22 protein-coding genes and 1 riboswitch are annotated in these 17,634 nt (G+C 32.1%); of the genes, 6 read left to right on the top strand and 16 right to left on the bottom strand.

The window, feature by feature from the left end; genetic code table 11:
• Positions 1-197: 197 nt before the first annotated feature.
• The 13 genes from M3627_RS17530 to M3627_RS17470 all read right to left on the bottom strand — a co-directional run bounded on the left by M3627_RS17530 (position 198) and on the right by M3627_RS17470 (position 8,987).
• Positions 198-512, bottom strand: coding sequence for a hypothetical protein (locus tag M3627_RS17530; protein ID WP_251556799.1), 315 nt, complete (start codon positions 510-512; stop codon positions 198-200).
• A 151-nt stretch (positions 513-663) separates the two neighbouring features.
• Positions 664-1,014, bottom strand: coding sequence for a transposase (locus M3627_RS17525; protein ID WP_251556797.1), 351 nt, complete (start codon positions 1,012-1,014; stop codon positions 664-666).
• Positions 1,015-1,437: 423 nt separating this feature from the next.
• On the bottom strand, positions 1,438-1,917 hold the full coding sequence (locus M3627_RS17520; protein WP_251556795.1) for a DUF2247 family protein: 480 nt from the start codon (positions 1,915-1,917) through the stop codon (positions 1,438-1,440).
• A gap of 266 nt (positions 1,918-2,183) precedes the next feature.
• The gene (locus M3627_RS17515) at positions 2,184-2,384 is read right to left on the bottom strand and encodes a hypothetical protein (protein ID WP_251556794.1); all 201 of its coding nucleotides are present in this window, start codon (positions 2,382-2,384) and stop codon (positions 2,184-2,186) included.
• Between the two features lie 161 nt (positions 2,385-2,545).
• The gene (locus tag M3627_RS17510) at positions 2,546-2,851 is read right to left on the bottom strand and encodes a hypothetical protein (protein ID WP_251556793.1); all 306 of its coding nucleotides are present in this window, start codon (positions 2,849-2,851) and stop codon (positions 2,546-2,548) included.
• A 136-nt stretch (positions 2,852-2,987) separates the two neighbouring features.
• Positions 2,988-3,326 carry a hypothetical protein gene (locus M3627_RS17505; RefSeq protein WP_251556792.1) on the bottom strand — a complete coding sequence of 113 codons (339 nt, stop codon included), beginning with the start codon at positions 3,324-3,326 and terminating at the stop codon, positions 2,988-2,990.
• Positions 3,327-3,397: 71 nt separating this feature from the next.
• Entirely contained in the window at positions 3,398-3,856 is a 459-nt protein-coding gene (locus M3627_RS17500) for a hypothetical protein (RefSeq protein WP_251556791.1), read from the bottom strand.
• Positions 3,857-4,368: 512 nt separating this feature from the next.
• Positions 4,369-4,815 (bottom strand): toxin-antitoxin system YwqK family antitoxin, encoded by a 447-nt coding sequence (locus tag M3627_RS17495; protein ID WP_251556790.1) that lies wholly within the window; start codon positions 4,813-4,815, stop codon positions 4,369-4,371.
• 232 nt (positions 4,816-5,047) lie between these two features.
• Positions 5,048-5,365 carry a hypothetical protein gene (locus tag M3627_RS17490; protein WP_251556789.1) on the bottom strand — a complete coding sequence of 106 codons (318 nt, stop codon included), beginning with the start codon at positions 5,363-5,365 and terminating at the stop codon, positions 5,048-5,050.
• A 218-nt stretch (positions 5,366-5,583) separates the two neighbouring features.
• A complete protein-coding gene (locus M3627_RS17485; protein ID WP_251556787.1) occupies positions 5,584-6,195 on the bottom strand; it encodes a pentapeptide repeat-containing protein in 612 nt (203 codons plus the stop codon).
• 167 nt (positions 6,196-6,362) lie between these two features.
• Positions 6,363-6,779, bottom strand: a complete 417-nt coding sequence (locus M3627_RS17480; RefSeq protein WP_251556786.1) for an immunity 70 family protein — start codon at positions 6,777-6,779, stop codon at positions 6,363-6,365.
• A 361-nt stretch (positions 6,780-7,140) separates the two neighbouring features.
• Positions 7,141-8,424, bottom strand: coding sequence for a S41 family peptidase (locus tag M3627_RS17475; RefSeq protein WP_251556785.1), 1,284 nt, complete (start codon positions 8,422-8,424; stop codon positions 7,141-7,143).
• A 137-nt stretch (positions 8,425-8,561) separates the two neighbouring features.
• On the bottom strand, positions 8,562-8,987 hold the full coding sequence (locus M3627_RS17470; protein ID WP_251556784.1) for a WapI family immunity protein: 426 nt from the start codon (positions 8,985-8,987) through the stop codon (positions 8,562-8,564).
• A gap of 353 nt (positions 8,988-9,340) precedes the next feature.
• Here M3627_RS17470 and M3627_RS17465 point away from each other — a divergent pair, with 353 nt between their 5' ends.
• From M3627_RS17465 to M3627_RS17455, 3 genes are all read left to right on the top strand, one after another.
• Positions 9,341-9,514 carry a hypothetical protein gene (locus M3627_RS17465; protein WP_251556783.1) on the top strand — a complete coding sequence of 58 codons (174 nt, stop codon included), beginning with the start codon at positions 9,341-9,343 and terminating at the stop codon, positions 9,512-9,514.
• A gap of 264 nt (positions 9,515-9,778) precedes the next feature.
• Complete coding sequence (locus tag M3627_RS17460; protein ID WP_251556782.1) at positions 9,779-10,021, top strand: hypothetical protein; 243 nt, start codon at positions 9,779-9,781, stop codon at positions 10,019-10,021.
• Positions 10,022-10,182: 161 nt separating this feature from the next.
• Positions 10,183-10,587, top strand: a complete 405-nt coding sequence (locus tag M3627_RS17455) for a VOC family protein (RefSeq protein ID WP_251556781.1) — start codon at positions 10,183-10,185, stop codon at positions 10,585-10,587.
• A 339-nt stretch (positions 10,588-10,926) separates the two neighbouring features.
• On the opposite strand, the gene M3627_RS17450 is transcribed toward M3627_RS17455, so the two are convergent.
• Complete coding sequence (locus M3627_RS17450) at positions 10,927-11,859, bottom strand: DNA/RNA non-specific endonuclease (RefSeq protein WP_251556780.1); 933 nt, start codon at positions 11,857-11,859, stop codon at positions 10,927-10,929.
• Between the two features lie 230 nt (positions 11,860-12,089).
• Here M3627_RS17450 and M3627_RS17445 point away from each other — a divergent pair, with 230 nt between their 5' ends.
• The gene (locus M3627_RS17445) at positions 12,090-12,665 is read left to right on the top strand and encodes a DUF5067 domain-containing protein (RefSeq protein WP_251556779.1); all 576 of its coding nucleotides are present in this window, start codon (positions 12,090-12,092) and stop codon (positions 12,663-12,665) included.
• A 158-nt stretch (positions 12,666-12,823) separates the two neighbouring features.
• Here M3627_RS17445 and M3627_RS17440 read toward each other — a convergent pair whose 3' ends face one another.
• Entirely contained in the window at positions 12,824-13,393 is a 570-nt protein-coding gene (locus tag M3627_RS17440; protein WP_251556778.1) for an SF0329 family protein, read from the bottom strand.
• Positions 13,394-13,665: 272 nt separating this feature from the next.
• Entirely contained in the window at positions 13,666-14,961 is a 1,296-nt protein-coding gene (locus M3627_RS17435; protein WP_169361069.1) for an NCS2 family permease, read from the bottom strand.
• Between the two features lie 154 nt (positions 14,962-15,115).
• Positions 15,116-15,217, bottom strand: a riboswitch (purine riboswitch).
• Between the two features lie 487 nt (positions 15,218-15,704).
• Here M3627_RS17435 and M3627_RS17430 point away from each other — a divergent pair.
• Positions 15,705-16,826: an ABC transporter permease gene (locus M3627_RS17430; protein WP_251556777.1), complete on the top strand. Its 1,122-nt coding sequence runs from the start codon at positions 15,705-15,707 to the stop codon at positions 16,824-16,826.
• The gene (locus tag M3627_RS17425; protein ID WP_169361071.1) at positions 16,827-17,504 is read left to right on the top strand and encodes an ABC transporter ATP-binding protein; all 678 of its coding nucleotides are present in this window, start codon (positions 16,827-16,829) and stop codon (positions 17,502-17,504) included.
• Positions 17,505-17,634: the final 130 nt, after the last annotated feature.

Raw genomic sequence — 17,634 nt, 5'->3', positions numbered from 1 at the left:
AGGAATGCCTCAGGGTACTGATGATGTTGATGTATCTAGATAACCAGTTCAAGTCCTTGGCACTTCAAAATCATAAGGAGAATCTAATGCCTATTCACGTCGTATACGTACCCCATCCCAGAAGTCATTCGACTGCGTTTCCTTCTTTAAAGCTTAGCATTAGTTAAAAAACTATAACTTTGTTTATTATTTTTTACCTATGGATTTTCTATAAAGTTTTCTGCTATATTTATATCATTTGTCATCTCTAATTCAGGAAATTTTTCATCTAATTTTCTTAGGCAATTAATTAGTTCTTTACTTTTTATTATTTCTGCTATATCCTCAAATACTTCACTTATCCAATACAAATCTTCCGCATTACAATTCTCTAAATATTTTAAAGTATTTCCCTCGTTTTCTCCGAGAACCTGTACTATTTCATCCCAACTACTTTGTATGCCATAGTCATCATTTAAATTTAATTTCTTCCTTTTATTTAATATAGCTCTCATTTTATTTTCAGTATCCATATTCGCCCTCCACACTCTATCTATGGATGTTTTGTTGCATCTGGAAAGATAGTTCCTATTTCTCCATTTGTTTTTATAACTCCAACCCTAACAGCTTTATACTCTCCAAATATGGTTCCCTATTGGGTTGCGAATACAAATAAAAAACCAATTAGCTGTTACTTTTACTTTCTTCTATGAATTTTAAAAAAGAATCTTGCAGTTCTCCTTCTGTATCAATAGAATCAAGAAGTAATTTAGGTTCTAACGAACAATCTTTTAAAGTCGAACTTCCATTAATTACTCCGAGCATGTTTGAAATAGTATCAATCATAGTTTGTTCAATTATCTTCATTAATGTAACTTTATTTTCGTCAGTTAAACTATCGTAAAAACCAATAGCTTTTTTCCAATAATCATCTGTTTTAGAAGTAACATTCGTAGTTTCATACAATTCTTTGTATATTTTTAGGTTCTCTTTAATGATAGACTCATAAAGTGATTTAACAAAAATATCATTCATTTTATTTCCTCATTTCTGGATACATTTTTTGTTTAGATCAATAAGTTCTTTTAACTTTCAAGAAGAACGAGCTCAAAGACCATTTTATTTATCAGATATTACAACACATTTCATTAGTGACTGGGTATATCTTATGAAAAATAAAATGTTAAATTTTGAAGGACACCATTACAAACTAAAATCTGCGTGTCATCTTAATCGGATATTCCATCGATGTCTTTTTCAAGAGAATTCTTAGCAGCTTACATTACACTTAACATTAATATGGAATGGCAATAATAACTGAATCACTAATAGTTTATACACGTATTGCTTTAACTTCTATCCTGTTATTTCAAGTTCCCTACCAACAGACTTAACTTTGTAATGATTTTTATTAGTTCTTTCTCTGCCCTTAGAGTCAAGTCAAGTCAAGTAAAATAACTAACAAAACCTCACTCTCTCTAGCTCTAAAAATTTATCAAACCTATTTACTAAATCTTGTATAGTAGTTGGAACATCTTGAGGCATATAATTAACGAAACTCACCATATCTTCTGGATAGTGATGATTTCCATAAAACTCTGCAATTTTATTTAGTAATTCGTTTTCTTCTTTACATCTTTCCTTTATTTCAGATAAACAAATAAATCTGAGTTTTCTATTCTCCTCTAATAATATTGTGCTTTCACCATCTAAATGGGGAAAATAATTACTTTTTATTTTTTCCATTACTTTATCTAAATCTTCATCAGATACTCCCCATGCTAGTTCACTGACAATCACACTTTTATCTCCAATTTCCATCAACTCTATCGCATAGTCTGAAATAACGTCTTTACTAAAATAATTTTCTTTGACACCTACAAAAATAGTTTTCCAATCATAATTGATATGTCTATTTTTTAAATCTTTTAAGTTCATATTATTCACGTCCTACTTTTTTGGAATTTCATTTGGTTTACTCGCTATAACACCGTTTTCAATGAACCTCCTGTGGCTCACGTCACCTTTTGGCTCAATAATCAATTCAAAAACTCCTTTTTTGCCATTATTGCTACCTGTTATTTGATATAAATCTCTTTTAATACCGTCCCCTTCTACTAGTGAAAACTCCTCTGCAAATCCCGAATAATTATCAACAACTCAGCAAAACCATGTTCCTTTACTAACATGAGGGAACTCTTCTTCTATGAGGGTTTTCCTTTTTCGTCTCTTCCACAAACTGGGTTTACTTTATCAATCTTTTTACTACTTCCAACTCGGTTTCCATCTATAACAGGACCTTTAAGTTCTTCAATTACTTTAGAAGTAGCTCCACTGGCTTTCTGTCTAGCATTATTCGTGCCCTTAGACGTTCCTTCATCAGTATTCCTTATACTTTCAGTCACATTTTTTCCTTCATTTATTATTTTACCATCCCGTGCAGCATTACCAGGTTCTTAACCGGTGATGAATAGCTCCAATGCCACTAACGGGATCGTCATTAATTCTTCAAGTGTCCTTTTAATATAAATAAAAACACATCCAAATGGATGTGCAGTTTTTGATATTAATTTTCATTAAGTGGTAATCTAAATTCTTTGTAGTTTTTATTAGGATTCAAACAGTAAACCCTATTAGCAGTTATAGTCCAAACAGCGAATTCCTTTACGTCATAACCGTAAACTTCCTGGTTTTGTGTATCTGTAATTAGTGTAGTTAAACGTAGAGGCTTATTTTTATAATCTAACAATATGTTTTTTTCATTATCATTAATCACAAAACAATGGTCTTTCATATCAAATAAGTTAGTTTGAATACTTGAAATAATTTCCCACTCTTTATCATTTTTTACACTAAGAATATAATCAAACATTTAAAAACCCCTCCCTCTTCCCTCCACAATTCGATAAAATAGAGAGAAAATCCTGCTAGACACTCCTGTGTTTACTTTGACGCAATACTATCATGTCTCTCCAAGAGAATGGAATCTCATTATAAAAATAATTATATTATGAATACCACTCTTCATCAGAAAATTCCTCATCAGCTTCACTAGGTTCTATATTGTTTATATCAATGAATCTTTTTATCTCTGATATAACTATCACTTGATCTTTACTATTAATCACAAATCCTCTATGATTTTTCCAAATTAAATCCAACTCTAAATCTATATCCAATACCTTGCACCATTCAATAAAGTCATACATTATCATCGTAAAACAAACATTGAATTTTTGAATTGAAACCCAAATACCTATTCTTCCATCTCCCAAGTATTGTTGACGTATTTTTAAATCTCCACTCAAGTACCACTTAGTATTAGGATGGTGTTTCTCTTCTATCATTAGCTTATTTCCCCTTACGTTTGTATAACCCTTTAAGTAAATACATCTCCTCAGTGCACCGTATAAATCGTCTAATCATTTATAGGATTCTTTCGGTCTTTAATTAATTTCATTCCATTCATAAATTCTTTTAAAGACTCCTTATCCTTCATCAGTCTACTCAAGTATAACAAAACGTCAAATTCTTCTGGATCAGCATCATAATAAATCATACCTGGATCAATATAAGGTTTATAAATTATGTTATAAATCTCTTTACCTTCTATAGTTACATTAAAACATCTCTCTGAACTAGAAACATATTCATTTTTACACACTAATTTTTCAGGACGAGCCAAAAATGATTGATTATTATAGAAAAAATTTAACTCTTCATTTTCTACATAAATACCAACCACCTGACCATCCTCACTTACCCCTCCCACACCTTGTATTTCTCTATGTCTATTCTTATCTTCTATGATTGAATAATTGTTATGCTCGATTATAATGTAGGACTCCCACTTCGAATAATTTTCCAATGTTATCATAAAACAGTGGCCCCCTATTAACGAATGATGTTATTCTTGCTTTTTAAGTTCTCTATAATATTCAAAAATCCCCACAGGAATTAGCAAAGTAAAATATATTATATTAATTTGAGTAGAAGGATTATATGGTAGTATAAAAATAAAGTAGCAAATAATAATGCCCATTATATTATTATAAATAATTACAGAGTTGGACTTTGTATTAGCCTTCACTTTCCATTTGTAAAAGTTATACAGGATAGTGATAAGTAAAACAATTAAATTTAGTATTATTGTCCAAGGAGGATACTCTACGGGCATTAAAAACATAACGATTAATATAATTATAGTTGCAACTAGATATGTCTTTAACCTTTCCTTATATGTCATTTGAATATAATTTTTTTTCAAAAAGTAACATCTCCTAACTTTCTATTTCACTAAATTTAACTTGGGTCTCATCATATACATCTTTTTACATTACCTCTCACTGAATAAAGATTGATTTAATTTTCAATAGTCCACTTCACTTTTCATCCTTTATCCAACTTATTAAAAATAGTTAAATTAGATTCCAACGACTTTTCTTCTAATAAATTTCCTGTTTCATTAAATTTTTTAAACCCCAATAATCTACCTAATGTTCTACATTCAATTAATTTTGTAGAACCATTTTCATAAAACTCTTTTTGTATTCCTTCTAAAGTATTTTTGTCTATATGTTTAATTTCCTTAACTTGACCATTCGAAAAAAAGCTAACCATTTCCCCACTCTTAATCCCATTTTTAACATTATAGTAACTCGCTATATTACCATTTTCATAACAGTCATAGATTATACCACTATAAAGATGTTCATTATTATTTTGGTCATATTCCACTATAAAAGAATCATAATCATCTCCACCGTATCCAAAATTTTCATCAAACTTTTTACCATTATTCATAATGTATTCTTTGTTTAATATTTTTTCTTCCAAATTTATCACCTCTGATATTAATACTTCTAGAATATATGAACAGTGAGGATAACATTTAAACATAAGTCCTTCAGACTTATCCTTTTAACCAGATTTAAAAAACTTGTATGCAGCGCCAGACAAGGAATAACGACAATAACGTTATTTAAAATCATTCACTACCTTATCTACTGATTACCGGTAAAAATATCGAAATTGTATTATATGTTTTGATCTAATAAATCAGCCTATATTAAAGTAGTTCTACTCCAATTTGTTTGTAAAATTTAACTTTTATTCTCTCTTCTTCACCCACATACATTACAAAAGCTTTATCATCTTTTTTAATACTTGTTAAATTATTAAAGTCACCTGTAAATACTATAAAATCATTAAATGTAATGCTTAAACTACTCGTTTGTTTATATACATCTAAAGTAAAAATTACTTTGAAATTTTGTTCATCCTTGTGGGTATAAATTAATTCTCCATCATCTATATTGCCAGTTACACTGACTGGCTCGCTTTGAAAAAGCTCTAATAGATCATATTCATCATACTTTATAAACATTTGTATTCACCCTTTTATTAATTATTTGGGTATAACAGCGATCACATCGCCTGCTTGATTTACAATAACTTTGTCTTGTGTTTTGTTATCAGCTAGATGATGTAGAGCTACAATGTCAATCACCTATCCATGATAATATTTGCTTCGCTTGTTAGACTAGCGGTAAGTTGGACAATAAGTGTCAATTCCTGCTCCGCACATATTGCTTTCCTTAAATTTTACTCATTGTTCATACTTTTATTTCGCAACCATATCCTAGCTTCTTCATCCGTTAGAATTATTGGATGTTCTGGGCTTCCTATATTGATACTTTTTATAAAAGCCTCTTCTATTCCACGAATTCCAGTTAATATTGCTCCGTTTAACAATACACTTTCAAATGTTGCTAATCGTATATCCGCGTTTAATAAAACTGCATTACGAAAATCAGTTTCGTCAAAAAGTCCAGCTACCAAATTAGCGTCTGATAGATCAGCTTTAATAAATACTGTTTGAATACATTCACTATCCGCAAGTCTAGAAGCCTTAATATTGGCATTTGTGAAATCTACATACGAGACATTAGATTTACCAAAATCTGCTCCCTCTAAATTTGCAGATATAAAAGTTGATGAACATAATAAAGATGATGAGAGATTCTTGTTATTTAAATCCATGCCATCAAAGATGCAATCTGTTATATTTGCTTGGTCTAGCGGGTAATGGGACAAATTCAATTTCCGTAAATCAATTTTATCAATACCCAGTTTCTCTCCCTGTTCTCCAAGAGTTTCAATCCAAAGTCGGTGTGATTCTAATAGAATAGTAATTTCTTTTATATCAGTTTTCATACTTTACCCTCTCTAGAAGATTTCTGACCCACAATCTAACTCTCTCTATATTAAAGATATATAACACTCGATAATAATAGTAACTAGACTTGATTCAATATGTAGTTGTTTAGTCGACCATCCTATCATAAAAACCATGAGAAAGTTCCCCCATGTTTTAAACTTAGTTATATTTTCTTAAGTTTCATATCATATTTATCTTCTACTGCTACACCCATCGATTTGAATATTACTTTAATAAACGTTTCCCCATCAGCTGTTGCAAAATAATTAGCTAGATTAGTTACTTTTGGACTTATTGTCTCGCCCCATGGCGGTTTTTTTGATATATCAACAATATCCCATACAATATGTTCTGGCGAGAGCTTTGATAATTGCTTTTCAATTTCAATTAAATTAGTTCTTGCAACCTTGACATCATTCCAACTTAATTTGTTATGATATAAATCATTCATCAATAATGGGTATTTCGTTCCCCATCCATCTTTCTCTAGATTATATGAGATTGTCGAAAAGAAGGTATGTACAAAATCGCTTTGCCCTAATTCGTAATAAAAACAATCTACTAATATACCTACTGCCATCTAAATTACACCTCTAATCCATTTTATAAATAATTTTTGATACACCATTTGTTCTTTCATTTATTACTTATTTAACATCCCGTTAAATATTTCTTGAAATAGTTTGTTATTTACACCAGCTTAATGGACAGTGCTTGATGCGTGGGCGAAACACATCAGATTAATCAAAAACTATATATACATTGCTTTCATTATTTCTTGGCTTGTTCTAAAAACTGTGTAATCTGACGTAAAGCTTCATTTATGGATATTTATATACAATCAAGTGCTTTAATTTTATGAACTTTCTAGATCATCTAAAAAAATAAGATAAACTTTTAAAGAGTCTATCTTACAAGGCTTTTTTTATTTCTGTTAATTTTTATGAATTCACTTTTTGTTGAATTAATTCCAAAGCTTTTTCTATATCCTTATCTTTTAGAACAAATTCGGGTGTCCATTTGATATAAATATCGGGTTTTATACCTGTACCAAAAGTTGAGTGATAAGTCGACTGGCTTTTTAATTTAGATATCGGATATGAAAGTGCATATTTATTTTCCCATTCCATCATTACTAAATCACTATAATCATTAATCCCCATAGTAGATCGGCCAACTGTGGTAACTTTTGACGACTCAGCACATACTTCAATAAAAGATTCTGCAGCACTAGCCGTATATTCGTCCATTAATATAATCACTTTCTCAGGTTTAGAAGTTCCCTTAAAGTCCTTTTGCAAAGTTTCAAGGATTTGAGAAAAGTCCACTTCTACAAAACCTTTGCCTGTATTATGTTTAAAAATATTTTCTGCAAAATCAAGCATCTTTTTTGTGTTAGAATCCACTTCTAAATGACGAACTTGATTACAAATTTTAAGAAATAGATCAGCATTTCGTTCGGTACAATTGAAAAGTCTTGGTTGCAATTCTGTATTTGGTTTTTCACCAACCGCAAACATAATGGGTTCTAGAGGAGACAACAAGGTGGCATTTCCCCCTCCATTCCCCCGTAAATCTACGATTAAATTTTTGTTTTTTTTAATATCTTCGATTGAACCTTTTAATAAATTTTCTACTTTTTGCTGTTCCGTTAAATTAGAAATTTTTATATAGTATATATTTTCTTCCATTAGATAGTTTTCAAAAATTGCTTCTGTTTTTTGAATATCATATTTTTCTAATGTAAAAGTTTTAATTTCATTTTGACCATTTACATATTCTATAGATTTAGCATAATTTAATAGAGTTTCCCATTGTTGGCGTTCTTTAATGGACCCTCGAAGAATTTTTTCTTCAGATTCACTTGTTTCTTTGATTGTTTTACCATCAATTGAAATAATTTTATCGCCTATTTTCAAACTTTTTTCTTCTATATTTGTAATTACATATAATGCATCATCATACCATTTTACTCGAAAACCACATGTTTTATTATGTGATGTATACTCTTGATTGACAGTAAAATAAATATGTTTATCATTGAAATCTAATAAGTATTCATTAACCAATTGACTAAATGTCATATCATCTAGTGTATTTTCTTTTTCTAAGAGTTCTATTTTGTTTAAATACTTATCAGGTCGATCCCAGCCTTCCTTATCCACACATCCAGCATAATCATGATTGGTAATTGTAATTATCTCGTTAAAGATTTCTTTAAACATTATTAGCCCCCCTTTACTTTAAGTTACATTATACCATATATTACATAATTTATTACTCACCTGTATTCTATAGACCTAAAGATAAGAAAACACACAATTCTCGATAAAATTGCACCCTATTTTAAAAATAATTATAATTAACCTATTACTGGAAATACATAGATTATATTCTCTAATTCTTTTATTAAATTTATTAAATGTGATTGATCTGATACAAATTCGAAGCTTAGTACTGCACCACTTCCTGCTGGATAACAAGTTTCTCCAGACCAGTCTATGTGACCTAACTTATCCATTTCACCTTCAAAATGTATAAAACTATCTAAATTTTTCAGTATCGCTTTACCTGTTAAATATCGATTCATTGATTTCAATTCATTAACAAAATCCCTTATTTCATCTGTTCTTAAACTGGCTGTAAAATTGACATAATACCCTGGAATTTCGACTTTCACATTTGAAATAACCCAGTTTACATCCCAATAACTTGAACTATTTGGATATTCACGAGTCAAGACATCTATTTCTACTTTAGTTTTTTCACCTAACAGATGGAACTTCATTTTTAACACCTCATACTTTTAAACTTTTAACTCTGTTTTTATCAAACTAACACACTCAATTATTTTAATTTCGTCTAATATACTTAAAATTCTTTCACTAGAAAATAACACTCGAATAAAAGGTGGTGAACAAATAGTTTTATTACTATTGTCTAAACCCTGTCATTTAGTTTATCGTCTGTTTTAGACATCTATATAAGAGGGTACTTTTTAATAATTTTTCCATGCCAGGGTAATCGCCCTTACCTGTTTTAAAAAAATGAATAATATGATATAGAGTTCTGTAGCTCTTATCCTCATTTTTGATAGATCGAAGAAAATGTGAACCACTATATAGACAAGGATGCATATTTATGAAAAATAACGAGCAAAATAATCAAAATCAAGTACCCGTAGATGTTTTAGTAGCCAAACTAGCTCTTTTTGGGGCGACCCTTACTACGAAAGGTGATGGCATAGCAGCATTAGCAGCAGGTATCGCTCTTCAAGAATTGGAAAAGTCAAAAAGCCAAAATTCAACCGATTAAAACAGTCAATCAGCACAACTTGAGCAAATGCAAAAACAACTTAATGAATTAACAAGAAAGTTAGATAAAATTGAGCGAAGTAAGAGATAGTACCCCAGTCTCTTACTATTTTTATTTATGAAACCAATGAAACGACACTTTTATGTAAAACATATTAATGTAATTTCGCTTCATACTGTGTTAGTCTTGAAACTCACTAAAATTCATCTTGGAAACCATTCGACTTCTATTAGTCACTTCCACTATAAGGAAGGAGACATTTATATGTCAGATGAAACTCTAATAACAACACTGAAAACTCTTTGTGAGTTCAATAAAGTTCAAATTACACAGACGTTTAGTTCAAAATCAAAACAAGTAGCGAAAGTTCGTTGCTTAGAAAATACAAATACGTTTGAGATTACTAACCTAACATATAATACTGTCACTTTAATTGATAACCTAGAAGAAGCAGCAGAAATCATACGACTGTTAATGAATGAAAGGCTTGCTATAACCTCTTTTTAAGAGGTTATTTTTTGATTCTATAGTGTCACAAAATCTAGTGACACGTCCTAGGAAAAATCCTTTACTAGCATTGGTTTAAGTCATTTAATGTGTATTTATTTTAATGATTTAATTGGTACAATTAGTTAAAGGAAATAGCTTATTGGAAAGAGGGTGTTTTCATGGCAGAACGTTTTGTTCATCATTTGTGCATACAAACGAATACATATGAAGAAACATTAAAGTTTTATACGGAAGGGCTAGGTTTCAAGCTAGTACAAGAATCACCCAATTTTCTTGGGCGTAGCTTTAACACTTGGATACAATTAGGAAATTTTTATATTGAACTGCAAACTGGAAAGCAAGATGAAATACTTAGTGATGGAAACACCAATTCACAAGGTCTAGTTCATTTTTGTTTATGGGTTGAAGATTTGCATGCAGAAGTCTCTCGTCTAAGGGAAATAGGCACCGAATTTTTGTTAAAGAACAATGATTACATATACCATGTCGAGAATGGTAGCTTATGCAAACTAAAAGCTCCAGAAGGAACTATTATAGAACTTCGAGATAACAAAGGTATTTAAAAATCTACATGTTTCCAAAAGGAAGCTTGATAATAGATATTTCAATAGCAAGTATCTAATAACTTATAAACTAAACTGATTCTAGTTAGGCCGGATCAAAAATATCGAACTATTTTGGAATTTTACATAAGCCTTATATGCTCGACAAATAGCCATCTACCTTTTTTAGATAGATGGCTAATTATTATTAAAGTTTCACTATAATGCTTATATTGCAAACCTGAATGTTACCAGATTGCAGCTCAAAACTACCTCATAAAAGATAGCCCAAATTAACGGATTCCTAATAAAGGGTATCTCTCTGGAAAACAAAAACAATAAGTTAATTGGCGTATAGCGTTACTCACCTACCATACCGTCCTTATCATTATCATGCATGTATGGGTATAACCAATGATCACTCGTGATTGGCATACTAAAACCTGCTGCTTTAGCTTCTTTAATCGTCACCTGTCCATTACCGTTTGTATCCACACTGGAAATATCTTCGTTAGTGTTTGAACTAGTAGGAGCAGGAGGCTTATTACCCGTTAAACCGAGGGATGCATTTACTTCATCAGGGTTAACGTTGTCAAATGTATCAACGATTTTGTTACCCATTATCGTATAGGTATACTGATAGCTTGAGGGAATCTGCGTTTCTGTGTTTGGATAAGTGATAATTGCTTCAAAATTAGTAGCTCCACCCGCTTTACGAATGGCATCTTCCATATATGCTTGATCACCATGTCGGTTGAGCGTACTTTCTTGTGGGGTAATATTATATGCATTGGATACCCCTCCGAGAGAATCCGCAATGATATGTCCTTCATCTAAAAATTCACTTTCGACACCCGGCACCTTTGCCTCATCAGAGTAGTATCTACCAGAAGATAATACAGGCTCGGTACTGTCATCTTGGAGAGTGATTTCTTCCGCAAAAACACGTACTAGCTGCCCGTGTTCGTTCGTAAACGCCCAATATTCGCGATCTCCGTACCCAATATCAACGACTACGTTAGATTCCCGATATCCAGACAAATCACCTCCATCTACTTCGATTAGTTTGTACCCTGAAAACAAGTCATCATTTGTTTGGTCAGTAATTTCTTCAATTACTGGTTCCTCAACAATAGTAGGAATAGCTTCTTCTTTTTCACTATTTATATTTGATTCAGCTGTAGGTACGTCTTCTGGAATTGTTTCTACATCTGAAATGGCTGCGTCTTCTACGTCGGTACAACCAACCATTAAAATGCTTATTAGTAGTAAGATTAAATAATTCTTCTTCATTTTAGTATTCTCCTTCTTATTCTGTTCATTATTAGAACAAGTTATAATTATATAGTAATACATATAATTGTCACTACATTCTCTAAATAATGTGGCTTACTCTTTTAACGTTTCAGAAGGCAAAGGACTAGAGAATGTAAGAACTCCTTTAATAAACTGGTTATTATTGCTATATACTTCCTTTCAAGAATCTTCTAAAATGAGTAGTTGAATGGAGATGACCAGAATAAATGAATAAAAAACTAATTTTCAGCGCAACTATTATTTGTGCGCTACTACTAGGTGCTTGTGGTGCAGACAAAAAAACTGAAGATAAAGAAACGCAAGAAACTCAGGATATTGCTGCTCCTAAAGAAAATGAAGTTGAAAAGGAAACAGCGGTAAAAGAAGAGAATGTTTATTTTAAAGATAATGAAGTTAAATTAGTCGACTTAAAAATAAATATTACCGATACTAAAGTAATCCAACCAGGTGAAACAGGAAATGAATATGGAGAAAAACCATTATTTGCTATCTGGTATGATACGACAAATTTGAGTGACAAAGATATAGACCCAATGACGGCATGGATGGTTGTCTTTACTGCTGTACAAGATAACAACCCTAATGCTATTAATGAATTAGATGTTGGCATGTCACCAGATGATAGCTTTTTAGATTCACAATCGGAAACAATTAAGCAAGACGGCACGGTAAAAAATGCAGTTGCATATGAGTTAGATGACTTAGAAACTCCTGTTACTTTAATAGCTAACCAAGGTATACTGGGCGATGAGCTTGGAAGACAGGACTTTAATCTAAAATAATATTAAAATAACCACCTTCCATTACTGGTTGGTGGTTTTTTCAACTCTAAATACGATAAAAGAACATAAGTTAGTAGAAATGAAAATGTAAATTAATAAACTCAACTATTATTCAGTACCCCAAGATTGCTTGTTGCATGCTATCACATTATTTATTATCACAACGTACTAAGCCGTAATTGATAAAAATACTGCACTATTGGGTGTTTTAACTTCATCTTCTCCGACATGTTTAAAATTCGTTTTTTACCAAGTCGTCTGTCTACCAAAGCAAGAACATTCAATAATATATTATTACTCTCTATGCTTTCTTCTATAGAAGTGGATAAAAACTGATTGGCTACAACTACAAAATTTGATTTACTCAATGAGGACTGTGCTGACATAAGCTCCTTTGCGTATTCGGATAATTTTCTACTCCTTGCAATTACTTGTAGACGTTCATCCGGAATCATACCATTACTTTCTTTTCTTACCGCTTCTATTTCCTCATTGCTGATAGGAATTTGGATAGTGGCATCATTCTTAATTTCCTGCTCAGTTAGATACCATTTAATTAAACTTGTTTTATCACTCATATTCAGTACATTCTTTCTATCTACCGTAATATAACAAGTTCCTGATTTGTCAGATAAATAACGATAGCTACTAGCACTGTATTCAATCCTTCCATATAATGCAGGGCAGAGATAGCTCTCCAAGTTTTTCTTCAATTTGCTCCAGCTCATATAATTCTCCTTCATCTTTAAAGTATAAATTTTTATCGAGGCATTAGTTTTATTATTTATAATACAATAACACATTCCTAACTAATACAAGATTTAAGTGTGATTAGCATTCGTAAGGTACGGATAGTAGTGTGTGGGCTAGCAAGGTTTCTAAGTTATTTATGAGATAAAAAAGACATAGATTAGCTGAACTAACCTACGTCTCTTATAGTTTACTCTCATTAATTTAATTACCCTAATGCTGTATTCTTCACAGAGCTTTGGTTCTCTTCCTATACGATAAAAGCAAAGTATAAAATGAATAACAAGCAAAGTACATACATAATTGGATGAACTTCTTTATAGCGCTTTTGTGCGACTAGACATATTGGATATAGAATAAAACCTAATCCAATCCCGATTGCCACACTTGATGTAAGAGGCATCATAATAATTGTTAAAAACGATGGAATGACAATTTCTAATTTAGACCAGTTTATTTTACTGATCTCCATGGCCATTAGGGCACCTACAATGATTAATGCAGCTGCTGTTACTTCGACTGAAATAACGGCAACCAGTGGTGAAAAGAATAACGCAATGACAAAACAAGCTGCTATAACGACAGACGTAAAGCCTGTTCTTCCCCCGACAGCTATACCAGCGGAAGATTCCACACTCGTAGCAGGCGTCGATGTACCTAAAATAGCGCCAATTGCACCAGCAGAAGAATCCGCAAGTAAACCTTTTCCGATATCTGGAATTGTATTACCCTTCATCATTCCTGCCTGACTAGTAAGTGCAATAAGTGCACCAGCTGTATCAAAAAAGGCAACGATTAAAAATGTGAAAATAACTGTCAGTATCTCTGGTGTAAAAATCTCATCTAAATGATAAAACACAACACCAAATGTTGGCTCAATACTTGGTATACTTCCAATGATCGATGAGGGAACTTTAATTAATCCAAAAATCATACCAATAATCGTTGTAATGACCATTCCGTAAAAAATGCCGCCCTTTATTCCACGAACTAACATAACGATCGTTAGAATTAGGCCAATGATGGCTAATACGGTCATCGGTGAAGTTAAATCACCGATGGAAACAAATGTATCTGGATTGCCAGTAATAATTCCTCCATTTTTTAATCCAATAAATGTGATGAAGAATCCAATTCCAGAAGCAATCGCATATTTTAAATCCAAAGGAATGATATTAATAATTTTTTCTCGGATTTTCATTAAACTTAATAGCATAAAAATGATTCCTGCAACAAAGACACCTGTCAAAGCGACTTGCCATTCTACTCCCATTCCAATACAGACAGAAAAAGTAAAAAATGAATTCAAACCCATACTCGGTGCAATTGCGATTGGATAGTTAGCAAGTAGACCAATAAGTAGTGATCCAATGATTGCAGTAAGAGCCGTAGCCGTGAATACAGCCCCACTATCCATCCCAGATTGACTTAGAATAATTGGATTCACGACTAATATGTAAGCGATCGATAGGAAGGTCGTTATCCCTGCGAGTGATTCCTGCTTATAGGAAGTGTTCCGTTCTGTGAATTTAAAAAAGTTTCTCATGTTGTAATCTCCTATTTCCTATAATTAAAAAGTGAAAGGGAATGACTTAGAAGTTAGTTTTCCAACCAATTCATTTTATTATCCATTTGATATAAAAAAAGCTTTGACCACTATTAGGTCAAAGCTTTTCTACAAAAAATGGAATAAAAAACATCATTAATTTCCCATTCCTTGTAGACAAGCTATTTACTGGTAGCTAGTAGAAACTTTCAAGCCGTATTCTTGAAATTATACAAGGTATATCTATTCTTTTAAAAACAATAGGAGAATAATAACAAGATTAATTTAAATGGTCAATAGAATATATTGGGAATTATTTTCACCGCAAAAAATGTAAAAAGATTTAAAATAGTAAAAAGATTAATGGGGTGCAATACTTAGTGAACAACAAACCGCTAGTCTGGTCTCCAGGATATAAGTAAATTACACTTTCACATCAAAATAATATTAATATAACGAATTACTATTAAAATATATCTTTTACACAAAAAACAACCGAAAAAAATTTTTAAAAAGTTTAGCTAAAGTTCATATTAGTGATTTATACTGTAAATCGAGGCGTATAGGAGGGACATATTATTCAACCTCAAAAAAGCTATATTTATTTTTTTTGCAAACTTTTGTTATTTTAATATAGTTTTATTGGATTGAGTTAATGTGTTTTCTTATGATCTGTTCTTCAAGTAGTCAGAACCATAGAGAAATCTATCGTCAAATAACATATATAAGAGGAGGAACATAGAATGTTTTTAGCAATAAAAGAAATGAAACATTCCAAAACACGTTTTGCAATGATTGGCACAATCATTATGCTAATTGCATGGCTTGTTTTTATTTTATCAGGCTTAGGTAATGGATTATCCACATTAGCTGCTGCAACGATGAAAAATATCGATGGAGATCTTTTCATATATGAAGAGGGCTCTGAGGGAACGATGATGAAAACGAAGGTGTCTGGAGCAATCGCAGAAGACATTGAGGGTAAATACGGTGTTAAGGAAGCTGCAAAATTTGGACAATCTACAATTATTATTCAAAATGAAGCTACTTCCAACACTAAAGAAAAACATGATGTTGCCTTTATCGGGGTTGATCCTGGCAAATTTATCGAACCAAAAGTTGTAGAAGGTAAGCAATTAGATCCAAATGATCCATTCGGTGTACTAATTGATGAATCTCTACAGAAAAAAGGATATGAAATTGGCGATACGATTGTAGTAACTAGTTCAGACATCAAATTAAACATAGTAGGATTTACAACTGGCGAAACATTTAACCATTTACCTACAGTCTTTGTTGATGTTGCAACTTGGCAATCTTATGCCTTTGCAGCACCTGGTTCTAATAATGGTTTAGAAGATCCTGTAACGATGATTGCTTTACAAGGAACTTCAATGGAAGCTGACCAGATCACTAATGACTATGACTTAATTGAAACGTTCACGAAATCAGAAGCGGTAATGGGAATGCCTGGTTATAAAGAAGAAAGTGCCACTATTTACATGATGCTTGCCTTCTTATTTGCCATCTCTGCAGTTATTATTGCTGTATTCTTCTATGTATTCATTTTACAAAAAACGCAGCAGTTCGGTGTTATGAAAGCAATTGGTGCTTCAAACCGATTTATTAAAAATTCAATCGTCACACAAGTATTTGTTTTATCGTTAGTTAGCATTATCGCGGGTATCGGATTGACTTATTTGACAGCATTAGTCTTCCCAGAAGACATGCCATTCAACTTAGATTTTAATATGGTATTGATCTATGGAGTAGTTCTTTTAATTGTTTCTGTTTTAGGTTCCGTTATTTCCGCACGTCAAGTAACGAAAATCGATCCATTAACAGCGATTGGGAGAGTGGAATAAATGACAGGTTTAGTATTAAACAATGTAACAAAATCATTTAAAGAAGGCGATTCAACTGTTGACGCTTTAAAAAATGTTTCGTTAACAGTTGCACCTGGTGACTTCATCGCCATTATCGGCCCTTCTGGTTCAGGGAAAAGTACATTATTATCAATTGCCGGTGCTCTACTTCAGCCTACTAAAGGGGAAGTATTAGTAGGTGGTACAAACGTTGGTAACATGAAAGAAAAAGATCTTTCAGCATTCCGCCTAACGGATATAGGTTTCATCTTACAAACATCGAACTTAATTCCGTATTTAAACGTGCTCGATCAGTTGCTACTTGTTTGTAAAATGAAAGGAAAGGTAACTCCAGCAGAAAAAGCATTTGCTAAAGAGTTGCTAAACGACCTAGGATTAGGTTCAAAATTATCCAAGTTTCCAAACGAATTATCTGGTGGGGAACGCCAACGTGTAGCAATTGCCCGCTCGTTTGTTAACAACTCAAACATCATCCTGGCAGATGAACCGACAGCGAGCTTAGACTCTAACCGCGCATTTGAAGTAGTAAAACAAATTCGCAAAGAGGTCAAAGAACGTAATAAGGCTGCTGTAATGGTAACGCATGATGAGCGTATGCTAGAGTTTTGTGACAAAGTGTACCGTATGGAAGATGGCGTGTTAACACTAGAAGGTTAAATTTTAGTTTATAACTAATCTCTATGTAGTAGATTCATTGACTATAAAGAGATTCTCTATACAGCTAATTGGCTGGCTTAAGTTCTGCATTATGGAGCTTAAGCCAGTTTTTTGTTTCAAGTAAACTATA

This window comes from Psychrobacillus sp. MER TA 171 (genome assembly GCF_023713305.1).
GTDB lineage: Bacteria > Bacillota > Bacilli > Bacillales_A > Planococcaceae > Psychrobacillus.
The sequence above is the reverse complement of the archived record's forward strand: the minus strand, read 5'-3'. Positions and strand labels throughout refer to the sequence as shown.